The following is a 26998-nucleotide window of genomic DNA, read 5'->3' as shown; positions in this document are numbered from 1 at the left end:
AGGTGTCCCCAATATTCAAATTTGCGACTCGTTAAACTGGTACGCCAGCTCCGCTTCCGGCGCCTGTACAAAATATCCCTGGATAAAATCCACGCCGGTCTGCCAAAGCCTTGCCGCCGTTCGTGCATCCTCGATCGCCGGAATGATCACCAGTTGGCCGGTGTGATGCAGTCGATCGATCACCGACGTCAGGTTTTTCCCCAGCGCCCCGTCCTCATCCGAAGCGGGCAGCTTCACGTAATCCACCGACAGGTGGTTGAGCGTCTGGAAGGCGGTGTTGCTGCCATCGAATGCACCCAGCGCTACCTTAACGCCGATTTCCTGCAGCTTTCGGCAATGCTGAACCGCTGCTTTCAGCCGGTTGGCAATCTCCGGCAGCTTGAACTCTAGCACCAGGTAAGAGGCTGAAAGACCGCGTGTTTGCAACTGTTTGTAAAGCCTCGGGAGCACTTCCCGGTCGGTGAGCGAGTGCGCAGACTGGTTGACGAACAGCCGGATGGGTCGCTCCAGCCGCTGGCGTTCGTCGAGCACCGCCAGCGCCCGCTTGAGCATCCAGTGATCGATGCGCCCCAGCAATCCATGCCGCTCAGCCGCCGGAATGAGGCGCGAGGCGGCGATCGGCTTGCCGTCATCGCCGTTGACCCGCACCAGCGCCTGGTACTGTTCCTCGGCGTCACCCCGCAGCGAGACGATCGGCTGAAAGAGCACCTGCAGGTCATCCTTGTCCAGCGCCAGCTCCAGCGTCAGCGCCACTGAGTCATCGCTTTCTTCAGAGAAATCCAGCGCCAGTTCCTGGACGTTGACCCGCGACGTGCCGCTGCTGTAACCCAGATTGCAGGCCCGTTCCGCAGCCGAGATCAGCGCGCCGGCGTCCGCAAACTGGCTGGTGAGCTGGCACACGCCGATGGAGGCCGACATGTTGGTGGTACCATCCCCGGTCTGAAAAAGCTGGCTGGCGATTCGCTCAGCACACTTCTCGGCGGCATTTTTCAGCGCCTCAACGCTTCGGTCTGCCAGCAGCAGGCAGTAGGCGTTGTCGCCGTAGCGGGTGGCCATGTCCCTGCTGCCCAGCTCGCTGCTGAGCAGCGGGCCCAGCTGATCGGCGACCATTTCAAAGCCGCCCAACCCGAGCCGTTGGCGTAGATCGAATGGGTCGTCAATTTCGACGTAGAGCACGCCGCCGGGATGATCGGAATGGTCGTTGTCGGCTTCGGCGAGCAGGTCATTGATCCGTTCCAGGAGCTGCGGCCGATCGGCCAGGCCGGTGACCGTATCTGGCTCGGCGCGCGTGAGTTTGCGGCGTGCCAGTGCTCGGGCTCGCTGCACGCGGTTGGTCACCGCCTGGATCAGATGCCGCGGTCGGATAGGCTTGGACAGAAAGTCATCGCCGCCGGCCAGAAGCGCGTCGAAGTGTTTGTCGGTGTTGCTTTCACCGGACAGGAAAACGATGGGCGTGTTGATGAAGTCGTCCCGCTCGCGAATGATGGACGTCAACTCCATGCCGTCACATTCAGGCATGTAAAGATCCATCAGGATCAGCTCCGGGTTGAACTCCTCAAGGTGGTCGAGCACCTGCAGCGGATTGCGTTCCATTTTGACGGCCATGCCGGCCTTGCGCAGAATCGACTCAGCAAACATCGCCTGGGAACGATCGTCCTCGACGATCAGGACCCGATAAGGGTCGTCCTGCGGATCGCGCATCAGCTCGCTGAGACGACGCTGCACATCTCGCGAACTGGCGGTGCTTTTCATAAAAGCGTCGGCGCCGGCGCGCAGGATCTTCAAGCGCTGCGCGACGTCCGTGGCTTCGGAGAAGGCCAGCATGGGCATAGGCCGGTCCTGCTTGCGCCGGATCTTCCTGACCAGCGGTCCCAGGGTCTCAATCTCGTCGATGAACACACCGTCGATCAGCACGGCATCTGGGCCCATCGCGCTAAGCTGGTCGCGAAAATCGTCGACGTCGGCAAACGAGTTGACCTCAAAGCTGCGGCCAAGGTCGGCGGCGAGCAGCTTCGAGTGGTCGTTGTCGCGATGCAGGTAGTAAAGGGTTCGGGTGGTCGGTTCTGGCTCAGGAACCGGTTCAGCCACTTCAGCTGGCGCTGTGTCTTCGGGTTCTGCCGGCGTGGGCTCCGCTTGCTGCGCCTTGGCCGCGTCCCGCTTCCAGTCGTTGCTGATCTGATCGGATTCCTGAACGTTGAACTGCTCGTCACCGGTGATGATCTGGCTGGCGATATCGCCGAGCTCGAGGTTCAGGTTTTCTTCGGCGAGCCGGTTGAGTTCCGGGTCGCTGGTCTGTTCCAGGGGGGCGGCCAGATCGTCGTCCCCGCCGGGTGAGAGCCGATGAAACGGACGCACCGCGTTGGGTTCAAACGGCAGAAACTCCGCCGGGGGCCTGACCCAGTTGGGAATGTTTTCGAGCGCGGGCAGGCCGGAGGGAGACACCACCGGGTCGGCCAGCTTTGGAGTGGCGATCATTTTGGCCACAACCGTCGGTTGGCTGACATCGAGATCTTCGAGATCTGCGCCGCCGCTAATCTGGTCGAGCTCGCCTACCAGGCGGAGGATTTCTTCGTTCTGCTCCTGCTGAGGCAGGCCCGCACCGCTCAGGTACGAACCCAGCACGATCTCCAGCGCCGAGAGCTGTTCGCTGGCCTCGACGAGACCATACTTGCCGCTGGATCCGGCAAGTTGCTGAATTTCAACGAATATCAAGTGCAGCGTATTGATGTCCCAGCCGTTTTCGGCCAGCGCTCGCAGCCGTCGCTGGACGCCGCCGATGCGCCGGGGCAGCGTCTTTTGAAACGCTTTTCGCAGCTGTGCGTCGCGGCTTTGTTGCGAGTCGCTGCTCACGTCAACGCCCCGAGTCTTGCACGCACTTTGAGCAGAACTTGGCTGCCACCTTCATTTTTCTCTCGATATCCACAGCAAATGGCTGATAAATATAGCATTAGTTGCAGCAAGCGTATTGTGTCCTGTGGCTCGTTTTAGAAAGGCCTTACCACGACCATCACGACCACGCCGATCAGCATGATGGCGGGCACTTCGTTGAACCATCGATACCAGGTATCGCTGTGCGGGCTGTTTCCCTGCGCCAGCTGTCCCATAATGCGTTTGCACCACACCTGGTAGCCGATCAGGCTCGCCACCAGCAGCAGTTTGACGTGCCACCACCCAAAGCGCCAAAGCGCCGCGTCGAGGCCACCGAGAAGCCAGATCAGCAGCAGGCCAAAAACCACCGTGAGCGCCCCGCCGATCGTGGTGATCGCAAACAGGCGCCGCTCCATGATCACAAACCGCTCCAGGCTGATCTCGTCGCTGGCGTTGTGGTGATAAATGAACAGCCGGGGCAGGTAAAACAGTCCGGCGAACCACGTCACCATAAAAATGATATGAAAGGCCTTAATCCAGAGCACGAAGCTTCCTTGTACCAGTGCAAGCACGCAATCTACTGTGTCGCGGCCCCGCCGCCAAGCGAACCCGAACGGTACCCGGAGCGAGGGCGCTTGACCGCTGCGACCCGGCCCGCTCAAGATAGCTGCTGATCATCGCGCCCGCCGACTCATGAACGATCAATCCACCGTCAAACCCCGGGTCGTCATCGGACCCCAGGACTCGAGTCCCAAGCCTTGGGTCTTGGGCGGGAGCCTTCTCATGGGTGCCGCGCTCGGCGCCGGCGGCGCGCTGCTGATTACGCGCCCGGACTCAGGTTCGGCGGGACCATCGACGCAGTCTACGGTGCAACTCGAGGCAGAGGTCGAAGATCTTGGGCGTCAGGTGGCCGTCGCCGAACGCGCCCGCCAGGTCGGCGAAAACGCCATGGCAGAACTGAAGCGGTCGGTCTTTGAGCTCGACCAGCAGCTTGCCAGTCAGCGGGAGGAGGTTAGCTTTTACCGGCGCCTGCTCGATGCTGGCGGCAGCGTCAGGGGTCTTGCGGTGCACGAATTTGAGCTCACCCCGACGCCTTCGCCGCAGGTTTTCGGCTACCGCCTGGTGTTGACCCAGAATCTCAAAAAGACGCGACGGGTTGACGGGACGCTGGCGCTCACGGTCGCTGGCGTGGCCGACGACCGCGCGACACGACTCACCGGGGTTGAGCTTGGGCTTGCCGACCCGTCGCGTGCGTTCGAGTTTAAGTACTATCAGCTGCTGGAAGGTCGCATCACGTTACCCGCCGGTTTCACCCCCATGGAGGTGGAGGTGCAGGCGAAAGCCAAAGGCAGCAAGCGGACCATCGAACGGACGTTTTCTTGGCAGGTTGCCGACGAGGCGGCGCCGGCAACCTGATGGGGGTCGCAGTCACAGATTTTTCCGGCAGCGCTGGTATCATCCCGCTTCCGTACCTCAGGTTCAGGAGTGCAGCATGTTTAAGAATGAGTCCGGCGATGACGGGACGCCGATCGAGACCCTGATCGGCGAAAAAAGCCGAATCAAGGGGGATATCAAATTCACCGGCGGGCTGCACATCGACGGTGAGGTCGACGGCAGCGTGACGGCTGCTGAGGGCGCTGGCGTGGTGCACCTGAGCGAAAGCGCGGTGGTGAAAGGTGAGCTCCGCGCGCCGGTCATTGTGGTGAACGGCAAGGTGGAAGGTGACGTCCACGCGGACGATCGACTGGAGCTGCGCGAAAAAGCACGCGTCTCAGGCAACATTCATTATCAGGCGATCGAGATGCGCCTCGGCGCGGAGGTCAACGGGCAGCTGGTTTCCAAGAGCAAAGCCAGCGTGACGCCCGTGACCAGCAAACCCGCGGCCAGCAAGGCCAGCGCCGCTGATGCTTGAAAGATTGGCCCACTAGGCCTACCTTCTACTTATGGATACCGCCGCCGTCGATTTTACCGACGCTGCTGCACGCAAAGTGCGGGAGCTCATCCTGGAAGAGGAAAACCCGGAGCTGAAGCTGCGGGTCTACATCAGTGGTGGAGGCTGCTCAGGCTTCCAGTACGGCTTCACGTTCGACGAAGAGATCACCGAGGGCGACCTGGAGATCGAAAAAGAGGGCGTGATGCTGCTGATCGATCCGATGAGCCTGCAGTATCTGCTTGGCGCTGAGATCGATTACTCGGAGTCGCTGAAGGGCGCACAGTTTGTGATTCGCAATCCGAACGCGACCACCACCTGCGGCTGCGGTTCATCCTTTTCGGTCTGACCTGAGGAAAGCCTCCCGCGCAGCGGGCTGCAAGATTCTTCGACGTTAGTCGCCTCGGCGCTCAGCCCGGGGGCTGACCGGCCACCGTATCAGCTGTTGTCGGTGGCGGGACAACTCGCAACGTCACGAGCGGGCCGCCTGGCCAACATGTCGCAGCCGCCCTAGATGAACGCAAACGGTCTCGCTGATGCACGGCCAACACAGGAATCACTTTTTTGAGCGTTAATCCTATGAGCGGGCTGCCGATCAATCGCCTGGCTGAGCGCCGGAGCGATGAGGCGTGGCTGAGCCGGGAATTTGCCAACCCGCGGTCCCGGGTCATGGTGGTGTCCGAAGGCCGGGTACTGGTTTGCGGTCGCGGACCTGAAGCTCGGCTGGCCGATTTGCCGCCGGCGCTTCGTCAGCAAAGCCACTATCAGGCGCTGCTGGGTGAGCTCGACTCCAATACCTGGTTTGTCGCCAGCGTTTCCAAAGCCACCGCAGAGAGCCTCGCCGACGAGCAGGGCGCGAGACTGCGGGGACTCCGCAGCATCGTGGCGGACCTCGAAGGCACCCAGGCGGGGCTGGCTGCCTACGCGCGAGGTTTAGATCTATGGCAGGCAAACCACCGCTTCTGCGGTCGCTGCGGCACCCGCTGTGAAATCGATCAGGCGGGGTTTCGCATGGTTTGCCAGAACCCGGACTGTGGACGGGTGCACTTTCCAAGGCTCGATCCGGCGGTGATCGTCGCGGTGGGCTACCGCGGCAGCATCCTCTTGGGACGTCAGCCGTCCTGGCCGCCGGGTCGGTACTCTACGCTGGCGGGGTTTGTGGAGCCGGGCGAGTCGCTGGAGGATGCCGTGCGGCGCGAAGTGGCCGAGGAGAGTGGGGTTGTCGTCGGACACCTCAGCTACCACTCGTCCCAGCCGTGGCCGTTTCCGTCGTCGCTGATGGTGGGCTTCACCGGCGAAGCGGTAAGGACCGACATTCGTCTTGACGATGAGCTGGAAGACGCCCGCTGGTTTGAGCCGCTGGAGCTGCAGCGACTCGTGAAAAGCGGGGAGATCATCCTGCCATTCAAGGCGTCGGTATCCTGGCACCTGATTGCGCACTTTATGGCGAGTCGGCACCAGCTGGATATCAGCAGCTGGGGCGGTGGCGTCTGGCAACGATGACGCTGCTGATCATTCTGCTGGCGCTCATGATCGGCTGGCTAGCCGGCCGACAGCTGCGGGACCTCAAACACCTTTTAATCCATGCCTGGTTCGCCAGGCTGATGGGCCGCAGTGGCCATCCGCTCCGGCCCGTCGTGCTGACCCTGCTGCCGGGTCTCGCGGTGGCGGTATTGCACCTATACCTGCTGCAGCAGGGGCAGCTTTTCAGCGCCGCGCTGGTCTCGCTTGCGGCACTGGTTTTCGCGTGGGGCTCCCGCGATCTCGACGCCGACGTGCAGCACTATCTCGAAGCGGACGACGCGCAGGAACGGCACCATGCCGCCGGTATGCTGCTCATGAATTACCGGGAGGCCGGATCGGTCCTCGACGACGAGAAAGCGGAGGTGCTGGTTGAAGGCGTGTTCTATCAGGCGCTGGCCCGGTGGTTCGGAGCCCTATTTTGGTTTCTCATCGCTGGGCCGGGCGGGGCGGTCATGTTTCGCTTCCTCCACGCGCTGCTTGCCGAGGAACGCAATCTGGCGCTGCTCAGCGAGCGACAGGTGCGGTCCGGTCAGCGCTGGCTCAGTATCGTGGACTGGCCGGCGGCGCTGCTCGCGAGCCTCGGGCTGGCGATGGTCGGCGACTTCGACCGGGTGGTCAGCGGTTCGCGCCAGCTGATCGCCAAAACGGGCTGGCAGACATTTGCTCGCGACGTCTGGCCAAAAACGGGTGCGATGATCGTCCAGGTTGCGCCGGATGACGCCTTTGATCACGAGTTCAGTGGCGCGCCGGGTCGGGTCAATATCGCGATGAATCTGGTGTGGCGGGTTCTCGTGTGCTGGCTGACGGTGGCCGCGGTGACAACCGTCGTGATGGTGTTGAATTGATCTGGCGGGGTCCCGGCGCTTCGGGCGCCCGTTTTTCACATTTTGCATGAGCGCTGGTTGCGCACAATCTCGCGCTTCGACGCAGCCGCGCGTCTGGCCTTACTTGGAGTAGAGAAGCTTTGGGACACCGACTTTCGAAAATCTATACGCGGACCGGCGATGACGGAACCACCGGCCTGGGAGACGGCAGCCGAGTGGGTAAAGACAGTCTGCGGGTTGAGGCATACGGGACGGTTGATGAGCTGAACAGCGCTGTCGGGCTGGTAATTGCGTTCACCGCGGATGAGGCGGTGAAAACCTGCCTGATCACGGTGCAACACGACCTGTTCGATCTCGGCGGAGAGCTGAGCATTCCCGGCACCGAGCTAGTGAACGCCAAGCAGGTCGAACGCCTCGAACGCGATCTGGATACCTTTAACGAAGATCTCAAGCCGCTGAAGGAGTTTATTCTCCCCGGCGGTGACGCGGCGGCGGCGGCCTGCCACATGGCGCGGACCATCAGCCGTCGCGCGGAGCGCCGTCTGATCACCCTGTCGGCAGACCAGCCGGTGGCCGACGTTGCCCGCCAATATCTCAACCGCCTGTCGGATCTGCTGTTTGTTGTCGCCCGTCGCCTGGCGGCCGCTTCCGACGCCGGTGAGACCCTCTGGGACCGGGAGCGCTACAGCTAAACCTGTGGCAGCGTTTGTGCAACCGTGACTACCCTGCTGCTGACGCACCCCGCCTGCGAGGCACACGACCCCGGGTCCCATCATCCGGAGCACCCCGGCCGGCTGCGAGCGGTTGTCGAGCGGCTCCGGCAGGATTTTCCGGCGCTGTCATGGCAGGAAGCGCCGCTGGCGCAAAACGAACACCTGGCGGCCGCCCATAGCGATGCGCTGATCGAGACTTTGGCGCGCATAGCGCCGGAAAGTGGTTCGGTGGGCGTCGACGCTGACACCGTCATGTCGCCGGCCTCCCTGACCGCCGCCCGCGCGGCGGCCGGAGCGGTGGTGGCGGGCGTCGACGCCGTGGTTACCGGCGCGCACCCGAACGTCTTTTGCGCGGTGCGCCCGCCCGGGCACCATGCCGAGCGCGATCAGGCGATGGGCTTTTGTCTGTTCAACTCGGTGGCCGTAGGCGCGCTGCATGCCCTGAACCATCATGGGCTTAAGCGGGTCGCGGTGGCGGATTTCGATGTCCATCACGGCAACGGCACCCAGGACATTTTTGCTGCTGATCCGCGCGTCATGTTTTTGTCGACCCACCAAATGCCGCTCTATCCCGGCACCGGCGGTCGGGATCAGACCGGCGTGGGAAATATCGTGAACGTCCCACTGCTCAGCGGCAGCGGCGGGGAGACCTTCCGCGACGCGGTTCAGCGGCATTGGCTGCCGGCGTTGGCCGAATTTAAGCCAGAGCTGCTGATTGTCTCCGCCGGTTTTGACGCCCACCGCGACGATCCGCTGGCAGGTCTCAAGCTGACCGTCGACGACTATGCCTGGGTCACCCGGGAGCTGCTGGCGGTGGCCGATCGGCACTGTGCGGGGAGGCTCGTGTCTTCGCTCGAGGGCGGCTACAACACCCAGGCGCTCGCCGATTCGGTCAGCGCCCACGTCGGTGCGCTTTCGGCGCCGATTTCCGCGTAACTTGAGTTATCATGCCGATCCCTTTACCCGTGGACAGGACCGTGCCCGCCCACACGCCTCTTTTTGAGCAGCACCAAAGCCAAGGTGGCCGCATGGTCGACTTCGGCGGCTGGGCGCTGCCCGTCCACTACGGATCCCAGGTCGAAGAGCATCATGCGGTTCGCCAGGAGGCCGGGCTGTTCGACGTGTCCCACATGACCGTGGTCGACTTTGAGGGTGAAGGCTGCCGGGACTTTCTGTCCGAGCTGCTGGCCAACAACGTGGCCAAGCTCAAGCGGCCCGGCCGAGCCCTCTACACCTGCATGCTCGCCGAAAACGGCGGCATTATCGACGACCTGATCGTCTACGGCAGACCTGACGGCGCCTATCGCGCTGTCGTCAACGCGGCGACCCGGGAAAAAGACCTCGCCTGGATTCGAGCTCAGGCTGAGGGCACCTCGGTGAGTGTCATCGAGCGCGAGGATCTGGCGATGCTGGCGGTGCAGGGGCCGCGGGCGCGAGATGCTGTGCATGGACTCCTCGATGATGCGGATCGCGGGGCCGTGTCGGCGCTCGGCCGATTCTGGGCCTGGGACAGCGAGTCGCTGTTCATCGCTCGCACCGGCTATACCGGGGAAGACGGCTACGAGATGCTGATGGACGCGTCGGCCGCGACGCGATGGTGGGAACAATTACTTGAGGCGGGCGTGGCGCCCTGCGGGCTCGGGGCCCGCGACACCCTGCGGCTGGAGGCGGGCCTAAGCCTGTACGGCCAGGACATCGACGAGACAACCACGCCGGCGGAGTCGCGCCTCCAGTGGACCGTCGATCTGTCGGATAACCGGCGCTTTGTAGGGCGCTCGGCGCTGGAAGCTCAGCTCGAAGCGGGCGTGCCACGGAAGCTTGTGGGGCTGGTGCTCGAGGGCCGTGGTGTTCTGCGCCAGGGCCAGACGGTGGTCAGCGAGGAAACGGCGGGTGTGGTCACCAGCGGCACGTTTTCGCCCACGCTGAAACAGTCGATCGGGCTGGCCCGCGTCCCGGTCACCACCGGTGATCAGGTGGCGGTCGATATCCGGGGCCGGGAGGTGCCGGCGCGCGTCGTCGAGCCGCCGTTTGTCTCAGCTGCCGACAGCTAGAATCTGGTCGGCAAAAAAACCATGACAAGACAGAGGAACATGACATGAGCGATATCCCGGGCGACCTGAAATTCATGGCCTCCCACGAGTGGGTGCGAGTTGAGGAAGACGGCCTCCTGCGGATCGGCATCTCCGATCATGCGCAAAACCTGCTGGGTGACCTTGTTTACGTAGAGCTGCCGGAGTCCGGTGACGACATCCTCCGCGAAGACGCCTGCGCGGTGGTCGAATCGGTCAAGGCGGCGTCCGACGTTTACGCGCCGGTCAGCGGTGAAATTGTCGAGGTGAACGAGTCTCTGGCCGATTCACCGGAAACCGTCAACGAATCACCTTATGACGACGGTTGGTTGTTTACCGTGCGCGCGAGCGACGATAGCGAACTGGGTCAGCTGCTGGATGCCGAGGCCTACCAGAAGTCGATCGCTGACGAAGACGATTAGGAACCGCCTGCTGTTGCGAGTCGGCGAGGAGAGCAAAAACTCCCCCTGGCTCCGATGGCATTGACCGACGACCCATAAAAACCATGCCATTCATTCCACATACCGACAGCGACGTTGAGCAGATGCTCAGCACCATCAAGGTTGACAGCATCGATCAGCTGTTCGACGAAATCCCTGACGCCCTGCGCATCGAGGGCCTGGCGATCGACGACGGCATGTCGGAGATGGCGGTTTCGCGACACATGCGGGCGCTGGCGGAGAAGGACGCCGGGGTTGCGTGTTTTGCCGGCGCCGGCGCCTACGAGCACCACATTCCCGCGGCGGTTTGGGAGATCACCACGCGCGGCGAGTTTTATAGCGCTTACACGCCGTACCAGGCGGAAGCCAGCCAGGGCACGCTCCAGGTCATCTATGAGTACCAGTCTATGATGGCGGCGCTGATGGCCATGGAGGTGTCGAACGCTTCGCTGTACGACGGCGCCTCAGGCCTGGCCGAGGCGGTGCTGATGGCCCTGCGAGCCAATCGCAAGTCGAAGTCGCGCCGGGTGCTGGTGCCGGAGACGGTGCATCCGATTTATCGTCAGGTGCTCACCAATCTGGTTTCAGCCCAGAAAATTACCATCGAAACGCTGCCGATGGACCCGGCAACCGGCCAGACTGATGTCGAGGCTCTGGTGTCGCTGGCTGACGAGGACATCGCTGCGGTGGTGATCCCTCAACCGAATTTCTTTGGCGTGCTGGAAGACGTCGACGCGCTGACCAACGCCGCCGCGGCTACCGGGGCGCTGACCATTGCGGTGGTCAACCCGATGGCGATGGCGGTGCTGAAGCCACCGGGGCAGTGGGGTGAGAACGGTGTGGATATCGCCTGCGGCGAAGGTCAGCCACTGGGCGTGCCGCTGTCATCCGGCGGCCCGTATTTTGGGTTTCTCTGTTGCCGCCAGGCGCTGGTGCGCCAGATGCCGGGCCGCCTGGTTGGACGGACCACCGACCTCGACGGCAAGCCCGGGTTTGCGTTGACTCTGCAGGCGCGGGAGCAGCACATTCGCCGGGCCAAGGCCACCTCGAACATCTGCACGAACCAGGGGCTGCTGGTCACAGCGGCCACCATCTATATGTCTTTGCTCGGCGCTTCCGGGCTGGAGAAAGTGGCCGCGGCGAGTCACCAAAACACCCAGCGTCTGGTTGCGGGGCTGACCGCCATCGAAGGCATCAGTCAATGCTACAGCGGTGTTTACTTTCACGAATGTGCACTGCGGTTGCCCCGGACTGCCAAGTCCGTGATCGAGGCGATGGCCGAGCGGCGGGTGCTGCCGGGGTTTGATCTTTCGTCGGTTGGCGGAGGGCACGAGAACGACCTGCTGGTCTGCGCAACGGAAACCAAAACGGCGGCGGACATCGACGGTTTTGTGGCGGCCATGCGCGAGGTGCTGGCGGCCTGAGCCCGCGGTTCAGGCGGTAGGCGAGCTCAGTCGGCGGCGAGCCCGGGAAAGCCGCGAAGGGCCCCGGCATCGTTTTCGTCCGCGATGTCCCGCCTTTCGGCTTCGAATTCAGCAACCACCTTTCGCGCCTCGGCCTCGTGGCTGTCAGCCACCGAAACGGTGATGAGTCCGGATGCCGGCACGTCGCCGATGGCCCCCGCGAGAAATTCACCGTTGACGAACGCCAGGATGCTGGCGTTGTCCAGAAGCGATTTCACCAGGTTCGCGTCGATGATGTTCTCAGCGTGATAGACAACTTTCATGCGGGCTCCGGTTGGGCAACGGCTCGCCACGCAGGATAGCGGCTCGGGCTGGCTGACGCCATCGTCGCGCTTAGACCGACAGCCGGTTCCCTGGCTGTCACAAATCCGCTATCGTTCGCTGCTTTCATTGGCGCCGCGCGGCGGCTCAAATCATGGAAGACATCAACCAGGCTCTCGCCGTGCTGGAACGCGGCGCCGACGAGCTGATCAAACGAGACGAACTGGTGGAGCGGCTGAAGCTCGGGCGACCGCTGAGGGTGAAGGTCGGCTTTGATCCGACGGCGCCTGACCTGCACCTCGGCCACACGGTCATCATGAACAAGATGCGCCAGTTCCAGGAGCTGGGGCATACGGTGATTTTTCTGATCGGAGATTTCACCGCGATGATCGGCGATCCCAGCGGACGCAACGCAACCCGACCGCCGCTGTCGCCCGAACAGATCAAGGCGAACGCTGACACCTACGCTGAGCAGGTCTTTAAGATCCTGGATAAAGAACAGACCGAGGTGCGCTTCAACTCCGAGTGGCTGGGCAAGATGGACGCCACCGACATGATCCGGCTCGCTTCCCGCTACACCGTCGCCCGCATGTTAGAGCGCGATGACTTCAGCAAGCGCTTCAAGGCTGAACAGCCGATCTCCATTCATGAGTTTCTCTACCCGCTGGCTCAGGGGTATGACTCGGTTGCGCTGAAGACGGACGTTGAAATGGGCGGAACCGACCAGAAGTTCAACCTGCTGGTCGGCCGAACGCTTCAGCAGCAGCATGACCAGCCGCCGCAGATCATCCTGACCGTGCCGCTCTTGGAGGGGCTGGACGGGGTGCAAAAGATGTCCAAGTCGCTGGACAACTACATCGGTATCGACGAGTCGGCCGGGGAGATCTTCGGCAAGGTCATGTCCATCTCCGACACCCTGATGTGGCGCTACTTCGAGCTGGTGAGCTTCGCCAGCAATGAGGAGATTGCGGCGCACCGCCAGGCGGTCGAAGCGGGGGTCAATCCTCGGGATATCAAGTTTCAGCTCGCCCGGGAGCTGGTCGACCGGTTTCACGGTCCGTCCGCCGGTGAAGCAGCGCAGCAGGAGTTTATCGCCCGCTTCCAGAAGGATCGGCTCCCCGACGAACTGCCGGAGGTGACGGTGGCGGCGGTGGAAGGCGGGCAGATTGGCCTGCCGATGCTGCTGAAGGAGGCTGGCCTGACCGCAAGCACCTCCGAAGCACACCGGATGCTGAAGCAGGGCGCGGTGCGTATCGATCAGGAGCGCGTCAGCGATCCGAAGCTGCAGCTTGCCCAGGGAACAGAGCTCGTGCTGCAGGTGGGCAAGCGCCGCTTTGCCAAGGTGACCATCAGCTGATGTCAGATTTTGTCAGCGATCCGGCGACGGCGCGCCTGGTCGATCAGATCGACTGGTCGCGATGGCAGGCAAAGGATCTGGCCACGCTGCTGTTCGTCGTGCGCGATGGCGAGATTCTGCTGATTCGCAAAAAGCGCGGGCTGGGCGCCGGGAAGATCAACGGGCCCGGCGGCAAGCTGGATCCGGGGGAAACCCCGGAAGCCTGCGCGGTAAGAGAGTGCCAGGAAGAGCTCTGCATCACGCCGCTGGCGCCGCGCTACTGTGGCCAGCATCTGTTTCAGTTTGTGGACGGCTACTCGATTCACGTCTGGGTTTATCGGAGCGATAGCTACGAGGGAGAGGTGACCGAGACCGACGAGGCGCTGCCGCTGTGGTTTCCGGTCGATCAAATTCCCTTCGACGAGATGTGGGAAGACGATCGGCTTTGGCTGCCGCTGATGCTGGAGGAAAAGCCGTTCCTCGCCCGCTACATCTTCGACGATGACAGCATGGTCGATCACGCTATTGAGCTGGTCTGAAGTACACTGACCGACAGCGTCAGTCACCTTAGTAACCTCAAGCTATGGCCGCCAATGCGATTCGCCCGGCTCGGCCCGAAGATCAGCCGGCCATCAACGACCTGATCCGTCGTGCCACCCTGGCGCTTGCCAGTGATGATTATTCCCCGCAACAGCTCGAAGGTGCACTCGATTCGGTGCTGGCTCTAGATGAAATGTTGATCGATGACGGCACCTACTACGTGCTGGAAGTCGATGGGAAGATCGCCGCCTGCGGCGGCTGGAGCGCGAGGGAAACCTCGCTCAAAGGCCGCGCCCTCAGCGGCGAGCGTCGCCTGGACCCGTCCCGCGAAGCGGCTCACCTGAGAGCTTTTTTTGTCGAGCCGGACAAGGCTCGGCAGGGCCTGGCCAGCAGGCTGCTGGCGCACTGCGAAGAGCAGGCGCGGGCTGCGGGCTTCAAGACCCTTGAGACCGGGGCGACCATGCCCGGTGTGCGCCTGTATCGCAGCCACGGTTACCGGGGGGCGATGACGCTCGAGCACGCCATGCCAAACGGTGAGAAGCTGCGCCTCGCGCCGATGCACAAATCTTTGATCGACTGATCTTTTCCACAAACCAGGCCGGCGGGGTGCGTCCTATTCTCAGGATTTGAGAATACGGCGTGATACACCTGCTTGATGGAGTGGCGGCAATTCCATCCGCAGGTTCAAGCCTGGTTCGAGGACACCTATCAGCGTCCGACCCCAGCCCAGGCGCAGGCGTGGCCGCTGATCAAGCAGCAGCAGAATGTGCTGATCGCAGCCCCTACCGGTTCCGGGAAAACGCTCGCCGCGTTCCTGGCCTGCATCGACGATCTCGCCCAGCGTTCCCAGGCCGGCGATCTTCGCGAGGGAGTCCAGGTGCTTTACGTGTCACCCCTGAAGGCGCTGTCGGGAGACATCCAGATCAACCTGGAGGCGCCGCTGGCGGCCATCAGCGAGCGCCTGGTGTTGGGCGAGCCGGTCACCGCCGCGGTTCGCACCGGTGATACGCCGGCGGCGGAACGCGAAAAAATGAAGCGCCGGCCGCCGCACATCCTGGTCACCACCCCCGAATCGTTGTTTATCCTTCTGACCAGCGAGGCGGGCCGGCGCATGCTCGGCGGCGTCCGTCAGGTGATTGTGGACGAGATCCACGCGCTGGCTGGCTCAAAACGCGGCGCGCACCTGCTGCTGTCCCTGGCGCGGCTTGAGGCGCTGACCGACCAGCCGCCGGTGAGGGTTGGGCTTTCGGCGACGCAGAAACCGATCGACGCAATGACCGCCTTTCTCTGTCATGGTCGGCCCTGCGCGGTGGTGGACGCCGGCCACCAGCGGCGGCGGGACTTGAGCCTCTGGGTGCCACCGTCGCCCCTGACCGCCATCATGTCCAACGAGGTGTGGGAGGAGGTTTATGACCATCTGGCTCAGCTGATCGCTGAGCACAGCACGACGCTGATCTTTGTGAACACGCGGCGCCTGGCGGAGCGCGCCACCCGGCATCTCGCTGAGCGGGTCGGCGAAGAGCTGGTGATGGCGCATCACGGTTCGCTGGCCAAGGAGCATCGGCACAAGGCTGAGCAGCGTCTGAAGGCGGGTCGGCTGAAAGCGGTGGTTGCCACCGCCTCGCTGGAGCTGGGGATTGATATCGGAGATGTTGACCTCGTCTGCCAGCTGTCCAGCCCCGGTTCGATCGCCGCGTTTGTCCAGCGGGTGGGGCGCTCCGGCCATGCGGTCGGCGCAACGCCCAAGGGCCTGCTGGTGCCGGTGTCTCTCGATGACCTTGCCGAGTGTACGGTGCTGCTGAGGAGCGTCGCCGCCGGCCAGCTGGACCGCATCCGCATCCCCTCTAAGCCGCTGGACGTGCTGGCCCAGCACATCGTCGCGGAGGTCGCCGGGCGCGAGTGGCAGGCGGACGCGCTGTTTCGACAGCTTACCGCCTGCCGCAGCTACGCTGACTTAACCCGGCAGGAGTTTGAGCAGGTGCTGGTCATGCTGGCAGACGGCTATTCCACCCTGCGCGGGCGCCGTGGAGCCTACCTGCACTATGACCGGGTTCACGGGGTCCTTCGACCTCGGCGAGGCGCCCGGCTCACCGCGCTGACCAACGCCGGTACGATCCCCGATCTGTTCGATTACCAGGTAGTGCTTCGCCCCGCGGATATCCCGGTGGGTACGCTCAACGAAGATTTTGCGTTCGAGAGCGTGCCGGGTGACATTTTCCAGCTGGGCAACACGTCTTACCGGATTCTCAAGGTCGAGACCGGGAAGGTTTTTGTGGAAGACGCCCACGGGCTGCCGCCTTCCCTGCCGTTCTGGTTCGGGGAGGCCCCGGGGCGCACGGACGAGCTGTCCGAGGCGATGTCCGAGCTGCGCGTTCGGGCAAACCGGCTCCTGGGGGCGGACGACCCGCGGGGTCTCAAACGCTGGCTGATGGATGCCGCGGGTCTCGGCGAACCGGCGGCTGATCAACTCACGGTTTACCTGGATAAAGCGTACGCGGCCCTGGGGGTCCTGCCGAATCATCAGACGGTAATGGTCGAGCGGTTTTTCGACGAGGTGGGTGACATGCACCTGGTGATTCACTCAACGTACGGCTCAAGGCTCAACCGGGCGCTCGGGCTGGCGCTGCGGAAGCGGTTCTGCCGCAAGTTCAATTTCGAGCTGCAGGCCTCTGCGGTGGAAGATGCGCTGATCCTGTCGCTGGGACCAACCCACAGCTTCGCTATGGATGAGGTGATGGGCTACCTGAAACCGGAGACGGTGCGGGACGTGCTGATCCAGGCGCTGCTCGACGCGCCGATGTTTCCAACCCACTGGCGCTGGAACGCCTGCATCGCGCTGGCGGTCAAGCGCATGATCGGTGGCAAGAAACGTCCGCCCCAGTTTCAGCGCTCGGACGCTGAAGATCTGATGGCGGTCGTGTTTCCCGATCAGCTGGCCTGCGCCGAGAACCTCGCCGGCTCACGGGAAGTGCCCGACCACCCGCTGGTGGCGCAGACGCTGGAAGATTGCCTGACCGATCTGATGGACATCGACGCCCTCGAGGCGCTGCTGCGCCGCATCGGCAGTGGGGAAGTCAAAGTGGAGAGCCGCGAACTGGTGCATCCCTCGCCGCTCACCGAAGCCGTCCTCAACGCCAAACCCTATGCGTTCCTGGACGACGGCGATGCGGAAAACCGCCGAACCCGGTCGGTGCGGACGCGGCCGGACCTAACGGTTGAAGACGCCGCGAATCTGAACCGGCTGGACCCGAAAGCCATTGCGCGTGTGCTGGAGGAGGTGCAGCCGCCGGTGCGCGATACGGACGAGCTTCACGACCTCCTGATGGTGGGTGGGCTGCTGGACGAAGTGCTGCTGGACGCCGTCGGCGGCGAGGTCTGGGTCAAAGGATTGCGGCAGGCCGAACGCGCTGTGGTGCTGACGATCGGCGAGCGGCGCCTGTGGGTCGCTCGCGAACGGCTGGCGGAGGCGATGGCGGCCTACGGTCACACCTCCGCAGAGCTCCAACCTCTGGGCGAGCTCCCCGACCCCGATAGCGCACGGGTGGAACTGCTGCGCAGCGTGCTGGAGCTGTCCGGTCCGATCGGTGAGCCGGAGCTTGCCCGGCGCCTGGGCTGGGATGCGGGGCAGGTCACGCTGGCGCTGGCCGCTCTGGAGCAGGAGGGCATTGCGATACGGGGTCGTTTTCTGGGTGACGAGGCGCTGTGGTGCAATCGCCGCCTGCTGGCCCGTATTCATAAATATAGCCTGAGCAACCGCCGCGGGAGGATTCGGCCGGTCAACATGGCCACCTTTACGCGGTTCCTGTTGAGCTGGCACGAGCTGGCTGAGCCTGACGGACGGGGCGCCGGCGCGCTGGATCGGGTGCTGGGCCGCCTGGAGGGCTGCGCCGCGCCCGCTCGGGAGCTGGAGAAGATCCTGGAGGCGCGGCTTCAAAGTTATCGCAGTGAATGGTTGGACGATCTATCGCGTAACGGCAAATTTACGTGGCTCCGCTTGAGCCCGGGCGCTGAGGCAATCGGCATCGGGCAGTCCACGCCCGTTGCGCTGGTCAAACGCTCAGCGGCGCGCTTTTGGCGGAGCGCGCTGCCGGACGGTCAGGAAGGTGGACTGACGCTCAATCGGGTCGCCGGTGATCCAGATGCCGGCCAAGAGGCCGCAGCCTGCGAGGGATTTGCTGACCTGTCGGTACCTGCCCGCAAGGTGTCGGAGGCGCTACTGCAGCGTGGGGCGAGTTTCGCTGACGAGCTCGGGCCGGTGACGAAGCTCGCGGATGCCAGCATCGAGTCGGCGCTGGCGGAGCTGGTGGCTCGAGGTCTGGTGACCTCGGACTGCTTTCAGGGTGCCCGCTATCTCTCCCTGTCGCAGCGTGAGCGCACGCGCCGCGAGCGTCACCGCCAGGGCGGCCTGCCGGTGGCGGGCCTGGCTGAGGCCGGCCGCTGGGTGCTGCTGCCACCGCCGGGTAATGCGTCTGACGAACGCTGGCAGCGGGCTGAGTATGCGGCACGGGCGTTGCTCAACCGCTTCGGCGTTGTTTTTCGGGCGCTGGCGCGTGGCCGCCCGGAGTTGCCGCCGTGGCGTGACCTGCACTACGTGCTGCGACGCCTGGAGCAAAGTGAAGAAATTGCTGGCGGTCGTTTTGTCGACGGCGTGGCCGGAGAGCAGTTTGCGCTGCCGGAAGCGGTAACGGCGCTCGGGGATGCGCGACGCAGCAATCAGCAGACGCCGGTCGTGATCTCCGCCTGCGATCCGCTCAACCTGACCGGGCGGCTGTTCAGCGCGTTTCGCCGCGTGCCGGCGGTGGCGGGCAACCGCCTGGCGTTTGTCGACGGTGAAGCGGTGGCGGCGCTGGTTGCCGGAGAGCTTCAGTCGCTCGCGGCGGGTCAGCCGGACGCGGCGCTCCGCCAGGCGCTGGTCTGCGGCCACTTTGCCGCCCAATCGCCAACCATCCCTTGCACACCCGCCGCCCCCATGCCATATTCTGCGCCATGACTGCACATGTTCACTTTCCGGCCCAGCTGAAGGCCCCTGTGATTCAAGCCGCGCTTCGCCGCCGCCGCCGTTTGAGCCAACGGCGTGCTGGGTGATGGCTGCATAGGCAGTTAAACAAAAACATCAAAACCCAGCCCGACGGCTGGGTTTTTTTTTGCCGGAGAAAACGATGCGACACTTTCTGTCCACCGAAAGCTGGTCCGCCAGCGAAATCGACGGCCTGCTGGCGACGGCGGGTGAGCTCAAAAAGCATCCGGTGAATGAACGCATGATGGGTAAATCGGTGGCGCTGCTGTTTCTGAATCCCTCGATGCGTACACGGACGTCTTTCCAGGTCGGCATCGGTCAGATGGGTGGCATTGCGGTGGTGCTGCAGCCAGGTCAGGACGCCTGGGGCATCGAATTTGAGCCCGGCGCCGTGATGGACGGCGACGCTGAAGAGCACGTGAGTGAGGTTGCGGCGGTGCTGTCGCGCTACTGTGATCTGATCGCCATCCGGGCGTTTCCGAAGTTCAAGGACTGGTCTCACGATCGGCAGGACCCGGTGATCAACGCCGTGGCCAAACACGCCACCGTCCCGGTGATCAACATGGAGACCATTGTCCATCCGTGCCAGGAGCTGGCGCTGATGCTGACGCTGAAGGAGAAGCTCGGGCTGGTGCGGGGTCGCCGGTTTCTGCTGACCTGGACCTGGCACCCCAAGCCGCTCAATACCGCCGTGGCCAATTCGGCGCTGATGATCGCCACCAAGATGGGCATGGACGTGACGCTGCTGTGTCCGGGGGAGCAGTATCTGCTTGATCGACGTTTCATGCGGGCCGCCAAGGAAAATGCGGAAAACGCGGGCGGCAAGCTGACCGTTTCGCACGACATCGAGGCCGCCTACCAGGGTCAGGACGTGGTGTACGCAAAGAGCTGGGGAGCGCTGCCTTACTACGGCAAACCCCAGGACGAGTGGGCGCTTCGCAAGCAGTGCCGGCATTTTATGGTCGATCAGAAAAAGATGTCGCTGACCGACGGCGCGCTGTTCAGCCACTGTTTGCCGCTCCGGCGAAACGTGAAAGCCACCGATGAGGTGATGGACGCCGACTACTGCGTAGCGGTGGAGGAAGCGGAGAACCGGCTCCACGTGCAGAAAGCGGTCATGCTGAAACTTCTGGAAGGTAAATAAGATGAGTCAAACGGTAGTACTGGCCTTTTCCGGAGGCCTCGACACCAGCTACTGCCTGCGCCAGCTGGTGGAGGATGGCTACACGGTGCATTCGGTGTTTGTCGATTCCGGTGGCGTCAGCGATGAGGAGCGAGACTACATCGCGCAGCGGGCGGAAGAGCTCGGCACCGCCCAGCACCACGTCGTGGCGATTGGACAGGACCTGTGGGACGAGTTTGTGGTGCCGCTGGTTCAGAGCGGCGCGCGCGCGAACGGCCAATACCCGCTGCTCTGCTCCGATCGGTATCTGATCGTCAAACGTTGCCTGGAGTTGTGTGACGAGCTGGGGACAAAGCTCTTTGCTCACGGCTGTACCGGCATGGGGAACGACCAGCTGCGCTTCGATCAGACGGTTCGTTCGCTGGGAGACTACGAAATCATGGCGCCGATCCGAGATCTGCAGGCGCGGACCGACAAGGTGCGCGACTATGAAATCTCGCTGCTGGAAGCTGCCGGCGTTGAGGTAAGAGCCTCCTCCAGCGCCTATTCGATCAACGAAAACCTGCTTGGCGTCACGATCTCCGGTTCGGAAATCGACGAGTTCCAGGCAGCCGGTCCGGACACGCGCGCACTGACCAAATCGCGGGCGGAGTGGCCCGACACGCCCCTGCGGCGAGTGGTGACTTTCGAAAAGGGGGTCCCGACCGCTCTCGACGGCTCGGCCCTGCCGGGTCCGGAAATGCTCGCCACGCTCAATGACGAATTTGGTCGCTATGGCGTAGGTCGGCACGTCTATACCGGGGATGTATCGATTGGCCTCAAGGGGCGGATCGTCTTTGAGTGTCCGGGCATCGACGCGCTGCTGACGGCCCATCGAGCGCTGGAGGAAGCGGTGAACACCCGTTTGCAGAACCAGTTTAAGCATCAGGTATCCCAGCGCTGGGCCGAGCTGGTTTACACCGGCTTCTTCTACGAGCCGCACAAGTTTGACCTGGAGGCCTATCTGACCAGCTCGCAGCGGGTGGTCACGGGGGATGTCACGCTGGAAACGGTTGGTGGAGAGGTGACCGCGGTGGCGATCGACTCACCCCATATCCTGCAGGATCCTGGCGCGGTGTACGCCCAGTCGTGCTCCTGGTCGCCCGAGGAGGCGGCAGGTTTTATCAAGCTTTTGGGACAGAGTTCCACGTTGTCGGCGCGAGTTAACGGCGTCATGAAAGGACCAGCAAAATGAGTCATGCAGCAACTGATCCGGCGGTAAAGCCGACCACCGAGCCCGGGCTAGACGCCATCGTCAGCCACCTGGAGCGGCTGGTGTCATTCGACAGCCAGAATCCGCCGCGGGAAATCGACGGCGAACATCCGATGTTTGGCTACCTGACGAGCAAGCTCCAGGGATTCGATATCGACATCACCGATCATGGTGACGGCCACGTGTCGTACCTGGCGCGCCGCGGCCGGCCGCGCCTGCTCTTTAATGTGCATCTGGACACGGTGCCGGTGGGGGAAGGCTGGAGCACCGATCCGCTTGAACTGGTGGTCAAAGACGGGCGTGCCTACGGCCGCGGCAGCTGTGACATCAAGGGTGCCGCCGCCTGCCTCCTTGATCTAGCGGAAACCACCGATGTTCCTCTGGCGCTGCTTTTCACGAGCGACGAGGAAGGGTCGGGCGGCTGCTGTGTAAAGCGCTTTTGTGAAGGCCTGAATCCCGGCGAGTATGAGCTGGTGGTGGTGGCCGAGCCGACGAGCTGTCGGGTGGTGACCGCCCATCGCGGGTACCTGTCGGTGATCGGAAAATTCACCGGCGTCGCTGGCCACTCTTCTGATCTTCGCGGCGTCAAAGACAACGCGCTGCACGACTTTGCGCGCTGGGCTGGTGCCGCGGTTGAGCTCGTCGAACGAGAGCATCCCGATTCGCGGTTTAACCTCGGCCGCGTGGACGGCGGCATCAAAAGCAACGTGATCGCTGACAACGTCCACGTGGCGTACAGCGCTCGCCTGGCGCCCGGCAGCAACAGCGATGAGTTTCTTAAAGTCAGCACCAGCGCCGGGGCTGACCTTCTGTCTCGTCAGCCGACCTGGGAGGTGCCGTTCCTCGGGCCGCCGCTGCCCGCCCCGGGCGTTGACCCCGCACCGGCCATCGCTTTTGCCGAGTCGATCGGCCTGCCGCTAGGCGAAGCGGTGGGCTTCTGGACCGAGTCATCGCTGTTTTCGGCCGCTGGGCTGCAGACGTTTGTGCTGGGGCCGGGTGACATCGCGCTGGCGCACGCTATCGATGAGTGGGTGCCGCTGGCGGATCTGGCGACCGCGCGTGCGCAGTACGAACAACTGGCAAGAAATCATGACTGAAACACGCAACATCATCCTCGAGCTGCTCGGGCAGCTTGGGTCGAGCCGGGAAGCCCGGGAATATCTGCAGCGTTTCTCTGCCGTGGACTCGGTGCAGTTCGCCATCGTCAAGGTCGGCGGCGCGGTGCTCGCCGAGGAGCTGGAGGAGCTGGCTTCAGCGTTGTCGTTCCTTCGCCACGTCGGCCTCCTGCCGATTGTCCTGCACGGCGCGGGGCCGCAGCTCAATGAAGCGCTGGCGGAAGCCGGTGTGGAATCGCAGGTGGTGGACGGCATGCGCGTCACCACGCCCGAAGTGATGGCGGTGGCGCGGCCGGTGATCTACGAGCAGAACATGAAGCTCACCGAGGCGCTGGAGGCCAAGGGCATAGCCACCCGCTCCCTGCTGCACGGCGTGTTCGAATGTGACTACCTGTCGCCAGGCAAATATGGTCTCGTGGGAGACGTGACCGAGGTACACAAAGAAACGCTACGCTCCGCGGTCAACGCCGGAGCCTTGCCGATTGTTGCGTGTCTGGGTGAGTCGCGCTCTGGCCAGGTAATGAACATCAATGCCGACGTGGCGGCTCGGGCGCTGGTCCTGGCCGTGAAACCTTTTAAGGTGATTTTTCTGACGGGGACCGGCGGCCTGCTCAATGAGAGCGGCCAGATCATACCGGCGATCAACCTGCACACCGACTTCGACAACCTGCTGGCTGAAGACTGGGTGCACTCCGGCATGCGCCTGAAGCTTGTGCAGATCAAATATCTGCTGGATCAGCTGCCCGGCGCCACGTCGGTTTCCATCACCTCGGCCAGCGGCCTGACCCGAGAGCTTTTCACCCACAGCGGCTGCGGCACCCTGATCCGGCGGGGTGAAGGGTTTTCTGCCCACGTCAAGCTGGACGAGGACTTGTCATCCAAGCTCGGCAGTCTGCTGGGCGAGTGTTTTGATCGGGAGCTGAATCCTGGCTACTTCGACGAGCTGCCGCTCGATCGACTCCTGCTGTCCGACTCCGGGCGCGCGGCGGCGGTCATCAGTCACGGGCTGAACGATTATCCCTATCTAGACAAATTTGCGGTGACGCCGGCAGCTCGGGGCGAAGGCCTAGCGTCCGCGCTGTGGCGCGAGCTGCGGGGCAACTTCGACCGGCTTTACTGGCGTGCCAAGCTGCACAATCCCATCAACGACTGGTATCACCGCCAGGCGGATATCAGCTTTAAGGCCGGAGACTGGCGCGTGTTCAGCTACGGCATTGCCATGGACGACATGCAGCAGTATGTCGATGACGCTCTGGCCCGGGACGAATCGTGGCTGGAGTAATCCGGGTTGGGCTGGTCGGCGGTCGTGGCTACGTCGGCGAGGAGCTGCTGAAGCTGCTGCTGCCGCATCCAGTGTGCCGCTTGGCGTTTATGGTTTCCCGATCGCTGGCCGGCCAGCGCCTCAGCCAGGTATTTCCTGATTTATCAGACCTGCCCGGCGCTGACGCAGCCGCATTTGAGTCGATGGATGCAGCGACAGTGGCCGCGCGCGACGTTGATGTCCTCGTGCTTGCCCGCAGCAACGGCGAGGCGGCTGAGTTTGTTGAGGCCCTCGACGCGGCGGAAAACCCCGCCGGCGTGGTGGACATCAGCGCCGACTATCGGTTCGATCCAGCTTGGACCTACGGTCTACCCGAGGTAAACCGCGAGACCCTGACGACCAGCAAGCGTGTCGCCAATCCGGGCTGCTACGCCACCGCCACGCAGCTTAGCCTGCTGCCGCTGCTCGATCAGCTGGCCGGGGTCCCGGCAGCCTTTGGCGTGTCGGGCTACAGCGGCGCTGGGCGGACGCCATCCGAGCGCAACAACCCCGATCGGCTGGCTGACAACCTGCTGCCCTATAAGCTCAGCGGCCATCTCCACGAAGCTGAGGTCAGCCATCAGCTGGGGCATCCGGTCGCGTTTACGCCGCACGTGGCGGCATTTTTTCGCGGCATCAGCGTCACGCTGCTAGCGGAACTGAAGGAGCCGCTTGCGACGGACGCGCTGCTCGATCTTTTCCGCGAGTACTATCAGGCCTTCCCTCTTGTCACGGTTGACCGCGGGATCCCAGAAATTGCGCAGGTACGAAATCGACCCACGGTTCGTATCGGCGGGTTCAGCGTCGATGCGCGCAATCCGCGGCAAATTCGCTGGGTCGCGTGCATCGACAACCTGTTAAAGGGGGCCGCGAGCCAGGCGCTGGAAAACCTGAACCTGATGCACGGCCTGGATCACCTGGCGGGGCTGGACGCTTAATCAATAACGGGAAGCAGCAACATGAGTGACGCGCTTTGGCAAAAGCAGGGCTTGAGCGGCGCTGACGAGGAGGTTCAGCGATTTCTGGCCGGAGAGGACGTGCTGCTGGACCGGCACCTCCTGCCATTTGATATTCGGGCAACGGCGGCCCACGTCCGCGGGCTAAAGACCATCGAACTCCTGACCGGCGATGAGTGCGTGCAGCTTGAGGAAGGGCTGGCGGCGCTCGAGGCAGAGGTACAGAGCGGAGCGTTTGTCCTGGGGCCGCCGTTCGAGGACGGCCATTCGGCCATCGAGCATTACCTGACCGAGCGGCTGGGCCCGCTGGGCGGCAAGGTCCACACCGGGCGGAGCCGCAACGACCAGGTGCAAACCGCACTGCGCCTTTATATGCGCAACCGCCTGGAGCGGCTGGGTGAGGTGTGTCGAGAAACCGCGCTGCGGCTGCTGGACCGCGCCGAGGCGGACGCGATGACCGTGATCCCGGGCTATACCCACTTACAGAGGGCCGTACCCTCGACGGTGGGACTCTGGCTGGGCGGCCTGGCGGAGGCCTTTGTGGATATCGCCGCGCTGGCTCTCAGCACGCGCGACTGGATCAATTCATCGCCGCTGGGCACGGCCGCCGGCTATGGCGTCAATCTACCCCTGGCGCGTGAGCAAACGGCTCAGGACCTGGATTTTGATCGGCTCCAGATCAATCCGCAGTACGCACAGAATTCCCGTGGTCGATTTGAGCTCCAGGCGCTGACCGCGCTAGCCCAGGCGACGCTCGAGCTGCGCCGTCTGGCGTGGGACCTCAGTTTGTATACCAGCGGCGAATTTGCCTTTGTAGGCCTGCCGCAGCGCTACGTCACCGGCTCGTCGATTATGCCGAATAAATACAACCCCGATACGGTGGAGCTGCTGCGGGCACAGCACGGCGTCGTGGCCGGTGCGCTCACGGAGCTGCAGACCGTGATTGCGCTGCCTTCGGGCTACCATCGAGATCTGCAGGCCACCAAACCGCCGCTGCTGCGAGCTTTCGAGTCAACGCTTCCGGCGCTGGCCCTGGTGCCGGCGCTCGTCAGCGAGATGACGTTCGACAAAGAGGCCATGGAGCGGGCGCTGGAGCCAGCGATGTTCGCCACGGACGTTGCGGTCGAGGCTGCCCGCGACGGCGTGCCGTTCCGCGAAGCCTATCGCGCTGCCATGGGCCAGGAAGTCGGACAGCGGACTGGCGCAGAAAGCGTGGCCGCGCGGGTTTCGCCCGGCGCGTGCGCCGAGCTCCGGCTCGACGAGCTCCGAGCGCGAGCGCAGGCCGTGAAGCCTTGAGATAGCAGCGCGGGTCAGTCGGAAAAGCTAGCGCGCTAAAGGCTTCCCGCAGGCCATTTCGGCGATCAGTCGCTGGTGGTCGGTGGGTGCCGGAACGACAATCTAGGGGCGTTCACTCAGGGATCACAAAAAACTTTCCGAAAGGTGTTGACAGGCTTCCGGCCACCCCTATAATACGCCTCCTCAGCGCTGCGGAGACACTTCGCGGCGCTTTATTTTGGAACAAGTAAACGGCGATTGACGTCGTTTTTTCTTGACTCAAAATTACCTCCGGCCGATAATGGCCGGCCCGGTGAGCGAAATGCCCCGGGCGCAACAAAGCTCTTTAAAAATTAAGCTAGGTCATTTGTGTGGGCGCTTGCATTAAGGCAAGTGTCAATTAGATGTAAAGAAGCCTAAATTCGTTTTGAGAAAAACTGGATTCAGGCTCTTCGAAAGAATCGCTAAGTGACCGCACCGACCGTTATACGTCGGCGTGGAAACGAAGCACCTTTTTAAACTGAAGAGTTTGATCCTGGCTCAGATTGAACGCTGGCGGCATGCTTAACACATGCAAGTCGAACGGCAGCACGAGAAAGCTTGCTTTCTTGGTGGCGAGTGGCGGACGGGTGAGTAACGCGTGGGAATCTGCCCTGAAGTGGGGGACAACCCGAGGAAACTCGGGCTAATACCGCATAAGCTCTACGGAGTAAAGTTAGCTTCGGCTGACGCTTTAGGATGAGCCCGCGTCCGATTAGCTAGTTGGTAGGGTAATGGCCTACCAAGGCGACGATCGGTAGCTGGTCTGAGAGGATGATCAGCCACACTGGGACTGAGACACGGCCCAGACTCCTACGGGAGGCAGCAGTGGGGAATATTGGACAATGGGGGCAACCCTGATCCAGCAATGCCGCGTGTGTGAAGAAGGCCTGCGGGTTGTAAAGCACTTTTATTTGGGAAGAAGGTTACTCGGTTAAGAGCTAGGTAACTTG

Annotated in this window: 23 protein-coding genes and 1 rRNA gene; 21 read left to right on the top strand and 3 right to left on the bottom strand. The window is 63.1% G+C overall.

The annotated features are described in order from the left end of the window. Positions 1–15 precede the first annotated feature (15 nt). Both AAF358_20410 and AAF358_20405 read right to left on the bottom strand, forming a co-directional pair. Positions 16–2850 carry an EAL domain-containing protein gene (locus tag AAF358_20410; GenBank protein ID MEM7707926.1) on the bottom strand — a complete coding sequence of 945 codons (2835 nt, stop codon included), beginning with the start codon at positions 2848–2850 and terminating at the stop codon, positions 16–18. A gap of 134 nt (positions 2851–2984) precedes the next feature. After that, positions 2985–3413 carry a CopD family protein gene (locus AAF358_20405; GenBank protein MEM7707925.1) on the bottom strand — a complete coding sequence of 143 codons (429 nt, stop codon included), beginning with the start codon at positions 3411–3413 and terminating at the stop codon, positions 2985–2987. Positions 3414–3561: 148 nt separating this feature from the next. Between AAF358_20405 and AAF358_20400 the strand changes: the two genes are divergently transcribed. The 10 genes from AAF358_20400 to gcvPA all read left to right on the top strand — a co-directional run bounded on the left by AAF358_20400 (position 3562) and on the right by gcvPA (position 11792). After that, the gene (locus AAF358_20400; GenBank protein MEM7707924.1) at positions 3562–4284 is read left to right on the top strand and encodes a DUF6776 family protein; all 723 of its coding nucleotides are present in this window, start codon (positions 3562–3564) and stop codon (positions 4282–4284) included. Between the two features lie 76 nt (positions 4285–4360). Then, positions 4361–4780 (top strand): polymer-forming cytoskeletal protein, encoded by a 420-nt coding sequence (locus tag AAF358_20395; GenBank protein ID MEM7707923.1) that lies wholly within the window; start codon positions 4361–4363, stop codon positions 4778–4780. Between the two features lie 31 nt (positions 4781–4811). Beyond that, a complete protein-coding gene (gene erpA, locus AAF358_20390; protein MEM7707922.1) occupies positions 4812–5147 on the top strand; it encodes an iron-sulfur cluster insertion protein ErpA in 336 nt (111 codons plus the stop codon). A gap of 215 nt (positions 5148–5362) precedes the next feature. After that, entirely contained in the window at positions 5363–6301 is a 939-nt protein-coding gene (gene nudC, locus AAF358_20385; GenBank protein MEM7707921.1) for an NAD(+) diphosphatase, read from the top strand. Further along, positions 6298–7167 (top strand): hypothetical protein, encoded by an 870-nt coding sequence (locus AAF358_20380; protein ID MEM7707920.1) that lies wholly within the window; start codon positions 6298–6300, stop codon positions 7165–7167. The genes nudC and AAF358_20380 overlap by 4 nt, the downstream gene beginning before the upstream one ends. Before the next feature lie 119 nt (positions 7168–7286). After that, complete coding sequence (locus AAF358_20375; GenBank protein MEM7707919.1) at positions 7287–7838, top strand: cob(I)yrinic acid a,c-diamide adenosyltransferase; 552 nt, start codon at positions 7287–7289, stop codon at positions 7836–7838. 24 nt (positions 7839–7862) lie between these two features. Then, a complete protein-coding gene (locus AAF358_20370; GenBank protein MEM7707918.1) occupies positions 7863–8795 on the top strand; it encodes a histone deacetylase family protein in 933 nt (310 codons plus the stop codon). Between the two features lie 41 nt (positions 8796–8836). After that, a complete protein-coding gene (gcvT, locus tag AAF358_20365; protein ID MEM7707917.1) occupies positions 8837–9910 on the top strand; it encodes a glycine cleavage system aminomethyltransferase GcvT in 1074 nt (357 codons plus the stop codon). Positions 9911–9954: 44 nt separating this feature from the next. Then, positions 9955–10350: a glycine cleavage system protein GcvH gene (gcvH, locus tag AAF358_20360; protein MEM7707916.1), complete on the top strand. Its 396-nt coding sequence runs from the start codon at positions 9955–9957 to the stop codon at positions 10348–10350. 83 nt (positions 10351–10433) lie between these two features. Beyond that, positions 10434–11792 (top strand): aminomethyl-transferring glycine dehydrogenase subunit GcvPA, encoded by a 1359-nt coding sequence (gene gcvPA / locus AAF358_20355; GenBank protein MEM7707915.1) that lies wholly within the window; start codon positions 10434–10436, stop codon positions 11790–11792. 26 nt (positions 11793–11818) lie between these two features. Here gcvPA and AAF358_20350 read toward each other — a convergent pair whose 3' ends face one another. Next, the gene (locus AAF358_20350) at positions 11819–12094 is read right to left on the bottom strand and encodes a DUF2007 domain-containing protein (protein MEM7707914.1); all 276 of its coding nucleotides are present in this window, start codon (positions 12092–12094) and stop codon (positions 11819–11821) included. A gap of 152 nt (positions 12095–12246) precedes the next feature. Here AAF358_20350 and tyrS point away from each other — a divergent pair, with 152 nt between their 5' ends. From tyrS to AAF358_20295, 11 genes are all read left to right on the top strand, one after another. Beyond that, the gene (gene tyrS, locus AAF358_20345; protein MEM7707913.1) at positions 12247–13449 is read left to right on the top strand and encodes a tyrosine--tRNA ligase; all 1203 of its coding nucleotides are present in this window, start codon (positions 12247–12249) and stop codon (positions 13447–13449) included. Next, positions 13449–13967 (top strand): 8-oxo-dGTP diphosphatase, encoded by a 519-nt coding sequence (locus AAF358_20340; protein MEM7707912.1) that lies wholly within the window; start codon positions 13449–13451, stop codon positions 13965–13967. Before tyrS ends, AAF358_20340 begins: the two co-directional genes overlap by 1 nt. A 44-nt stretch (positions 13968–14011) precedes the next feature. Next, complete coding sequence (locus tag AAF358_20335) at positions 14012–14548, top strand: GNAT family N-acetyltransferase (GenBank protein ID MEM7707911.1); 537 nt, start codon at positions 14012–14014, stop codon at positions 14546–14548. 75 nt (positions 14549–14623) lie between these two features. Continuing rightward, entirely contained in the window at positions 14624–18958 is a 4335-nt protein-coding gene (locus tag AAF358_20330) for a DEAD/DEAH box helicase (GenBank protein MEM7707910.1), read from the top strand. Between the two features lie 169 nt (positions 18959–19127). Continuing rightward, positions 19128–20129: an N-acetylornithine carbamoyltransferase gene (locus tag AAF358_20325; protein MEM7707909.1), complete on the top strand. Its 1002-nt coding sequence runs from the start codon at positions 19128–19130 to the stop codon at positions 20127–20129. Position 20130: 1 nt separating this feature from the next. After that, the gene (locus AAF358_20320; GenBank protein MEM7707908.1) at positions 20131–21342 is read left to right on the top strand and encodes an argininosuccinate synthase domain-containing protein; all 1212 of its coding nucleotides are present in this window, start codon (positions 20131–20133) and stop codon (positions 21340–21342) included. Beyond that, positions 21339–22457: an acetylornithine deacetylase gene (locus tag AAF358_20315; GenBank protein ID MEM7707907.1), complete on the top strand. Its 1119-nt coding sequence runs from the start codon at positions 21339–21341 to the stop codon at positions 22455–22457. Before AAF358_20320 ends, AAF358_20315 begins: the two co-directional genes overlap by 4 nt. Then, positions 22450–23757 carry an acetylglutamate kinase gene (locus AAF358_20310; GenBank protein MEM7707906.1) on the top strand — a complete coding sequence of 436 codons (1308 nt, stop codon included), beginning with the start codon at positions 22450–22452 and terminating at the stop codon, positions 23755–23757. The genes AAF358_20315 and AAF358_20310 overlap by 8 nt, the downstream gene beginning before the upstream one ends. After that, on the top strand, positions 23745–24713 hold the full coding sequence (gene argC / locus AAF358_20305; protein MEM7707905.1) for an N-acetyl-gamma-glutamyl-phosphate reductase: 969 nt from the start codon (positions 23745–23747) through the stop codon (positions 24711–24713). Before AAF358_20310 ends, argC begins: the two co-directional genes overlap by 13 nt. A gap of 21 nt (positions 24714–24734) precedes the next feature. Continuing rightward, complete coding sequence (gene argH, locus AAF358_20300) at positions 24735–26027, top strand: argininosuccinate lyase (protein ID MEM7707904.1); 1293 nt, start codon at positions 24735–24737, stop codon at positions 26025–26027. A gap of 496 nt (positions 26028–26523) precedes the next feature. Next, positions 26524–26998, top strand: a 16S ribosomal RNA gene (locus tag AAF358_20295); the annotation flags it as partial.

The sequence above is a fragment of the Pseudomonadota bacterium genome (assembly GCA_039033415.1).
Lineage (GTDB): Bacteria > Pseudomonadota > Gammaproteobacteria > Xanthomonadales > SZUA-38 > JANQOZ01.
This window is presented reverse-complemented; position numbering and strand designations above follow the sequence as displayed.

Excerpts from the sequence above, each read along its gene's own strand:
- AAF358_20400 (MEM7707924.1), top strand. The coding sequence starts at position 3,562 with ATGAACGATCAATCCACCGTCAAACCCCGGGTCGTCATCGGACCCCAG.
- AAF358_20395 (MEM7707923.1), top strand. The coding sequence starts at position 4,361 with ATGTTTAAGAATGAGTCCGGCGATGACGGGACGCCGATCGAGACCCTG.
- erpA (MEM7707922.1), top strand. The coding sequence starts at position 4,812 with ATGGATACCGCCGCCGTCGATTTTACCGACGCTGCTGCACGCAAAGTG.
- AAF358_20380 (MEM7707920.1), top strand. The coding sequence starts at position 6,298 with ATGACGCTGCTGATCATTCTGCTGGCGCTCATGATCGGCTGGCTAGCC.
- gcvH (MEM7707916.1), top strand. The coding sequence starts at position 9,955 with ATGAGCGATATCCCGGGCGACCTGAAATTCATGGCCTCCCACGAGTGG.
- gcvPA (MEM7707915.1), top strand. The coding sequence starts at position 10,434 with ATGCCATTCATTCCACATACCGACAGCGACGTTGAGCAGATGCTCAGC.
- AAF358_20350 (MEM7707914.1), bottom strand. The coding sequence starts at position 12,094 with ATGAAAGTTGTCTATCACGCTGAGAACATCATCGACGCGAACCTGGTG.
- tyrS (MEM7707913.1), top strand. The coding sequence starts at position 12,247 with ATGGAAGACATCAACCAGGCTCTCGCCGTGCTGGAACGCGGCGCCGAC.
- AAF358_20340 (MEM7707912.1), top strand. The coding sequence starts at position 13,449 with ATGTCAGATTTTGTCAGCGATCCGGCGACGGCGCGCCTGGTCGATCAG.
- AAF358_20335 (MEM7707911.1), top strand. The coding sequence starts at position 14,012 with ATGGCCGCCAATGCGATTCGCCCGGCTCGGCCCGAAGATCAGCCGGCC.
- AAF358_20330 (MEM7707910.1), top strand. The coding sequence starts at position 14,624 with ATGGAGTGGCGGCAATTCCATCCGCAGGTTCAAGCCTGGTTCGAGGAC.
- AAF358_20325 (MEM7707909.1), top strand. The coding sequence starts at position 19,128 with ATGCGACACTTTCTGTCCACCGAAAGCTGGTCCGCCAGCGAAATCGAC.
- AAF358_20320 (MEM7707908.1), top strand. The coding sequence starts at position 20,131 with ATGAGTCAAACGGTAGTACTGGCCTTTTCCGGAGGCCTCGACACCAGC.
- AAF358_20315 (MEM7707907.1), top strand. The coding sequence starts at position 21,339 with ATGAGTCATGCAGCAACTGATCCGGCGGTAAAGCCGACCACCGAGCCC.
- AAF358_20310 (MEM7707906.1), top strand. The coding sequence starts at position 22,450 with ATGACTGAAACACGCAACATCATCCTCGAGCTGCTCGGGCAGCTTGGG.
- argH (MEM7707904.1), top strand. The coding sequence starts at position 24,735 with ATGAGTGACGCGCTTTGGCAAAAGCAGGGCTTGAGCGGCGCTGACGAG.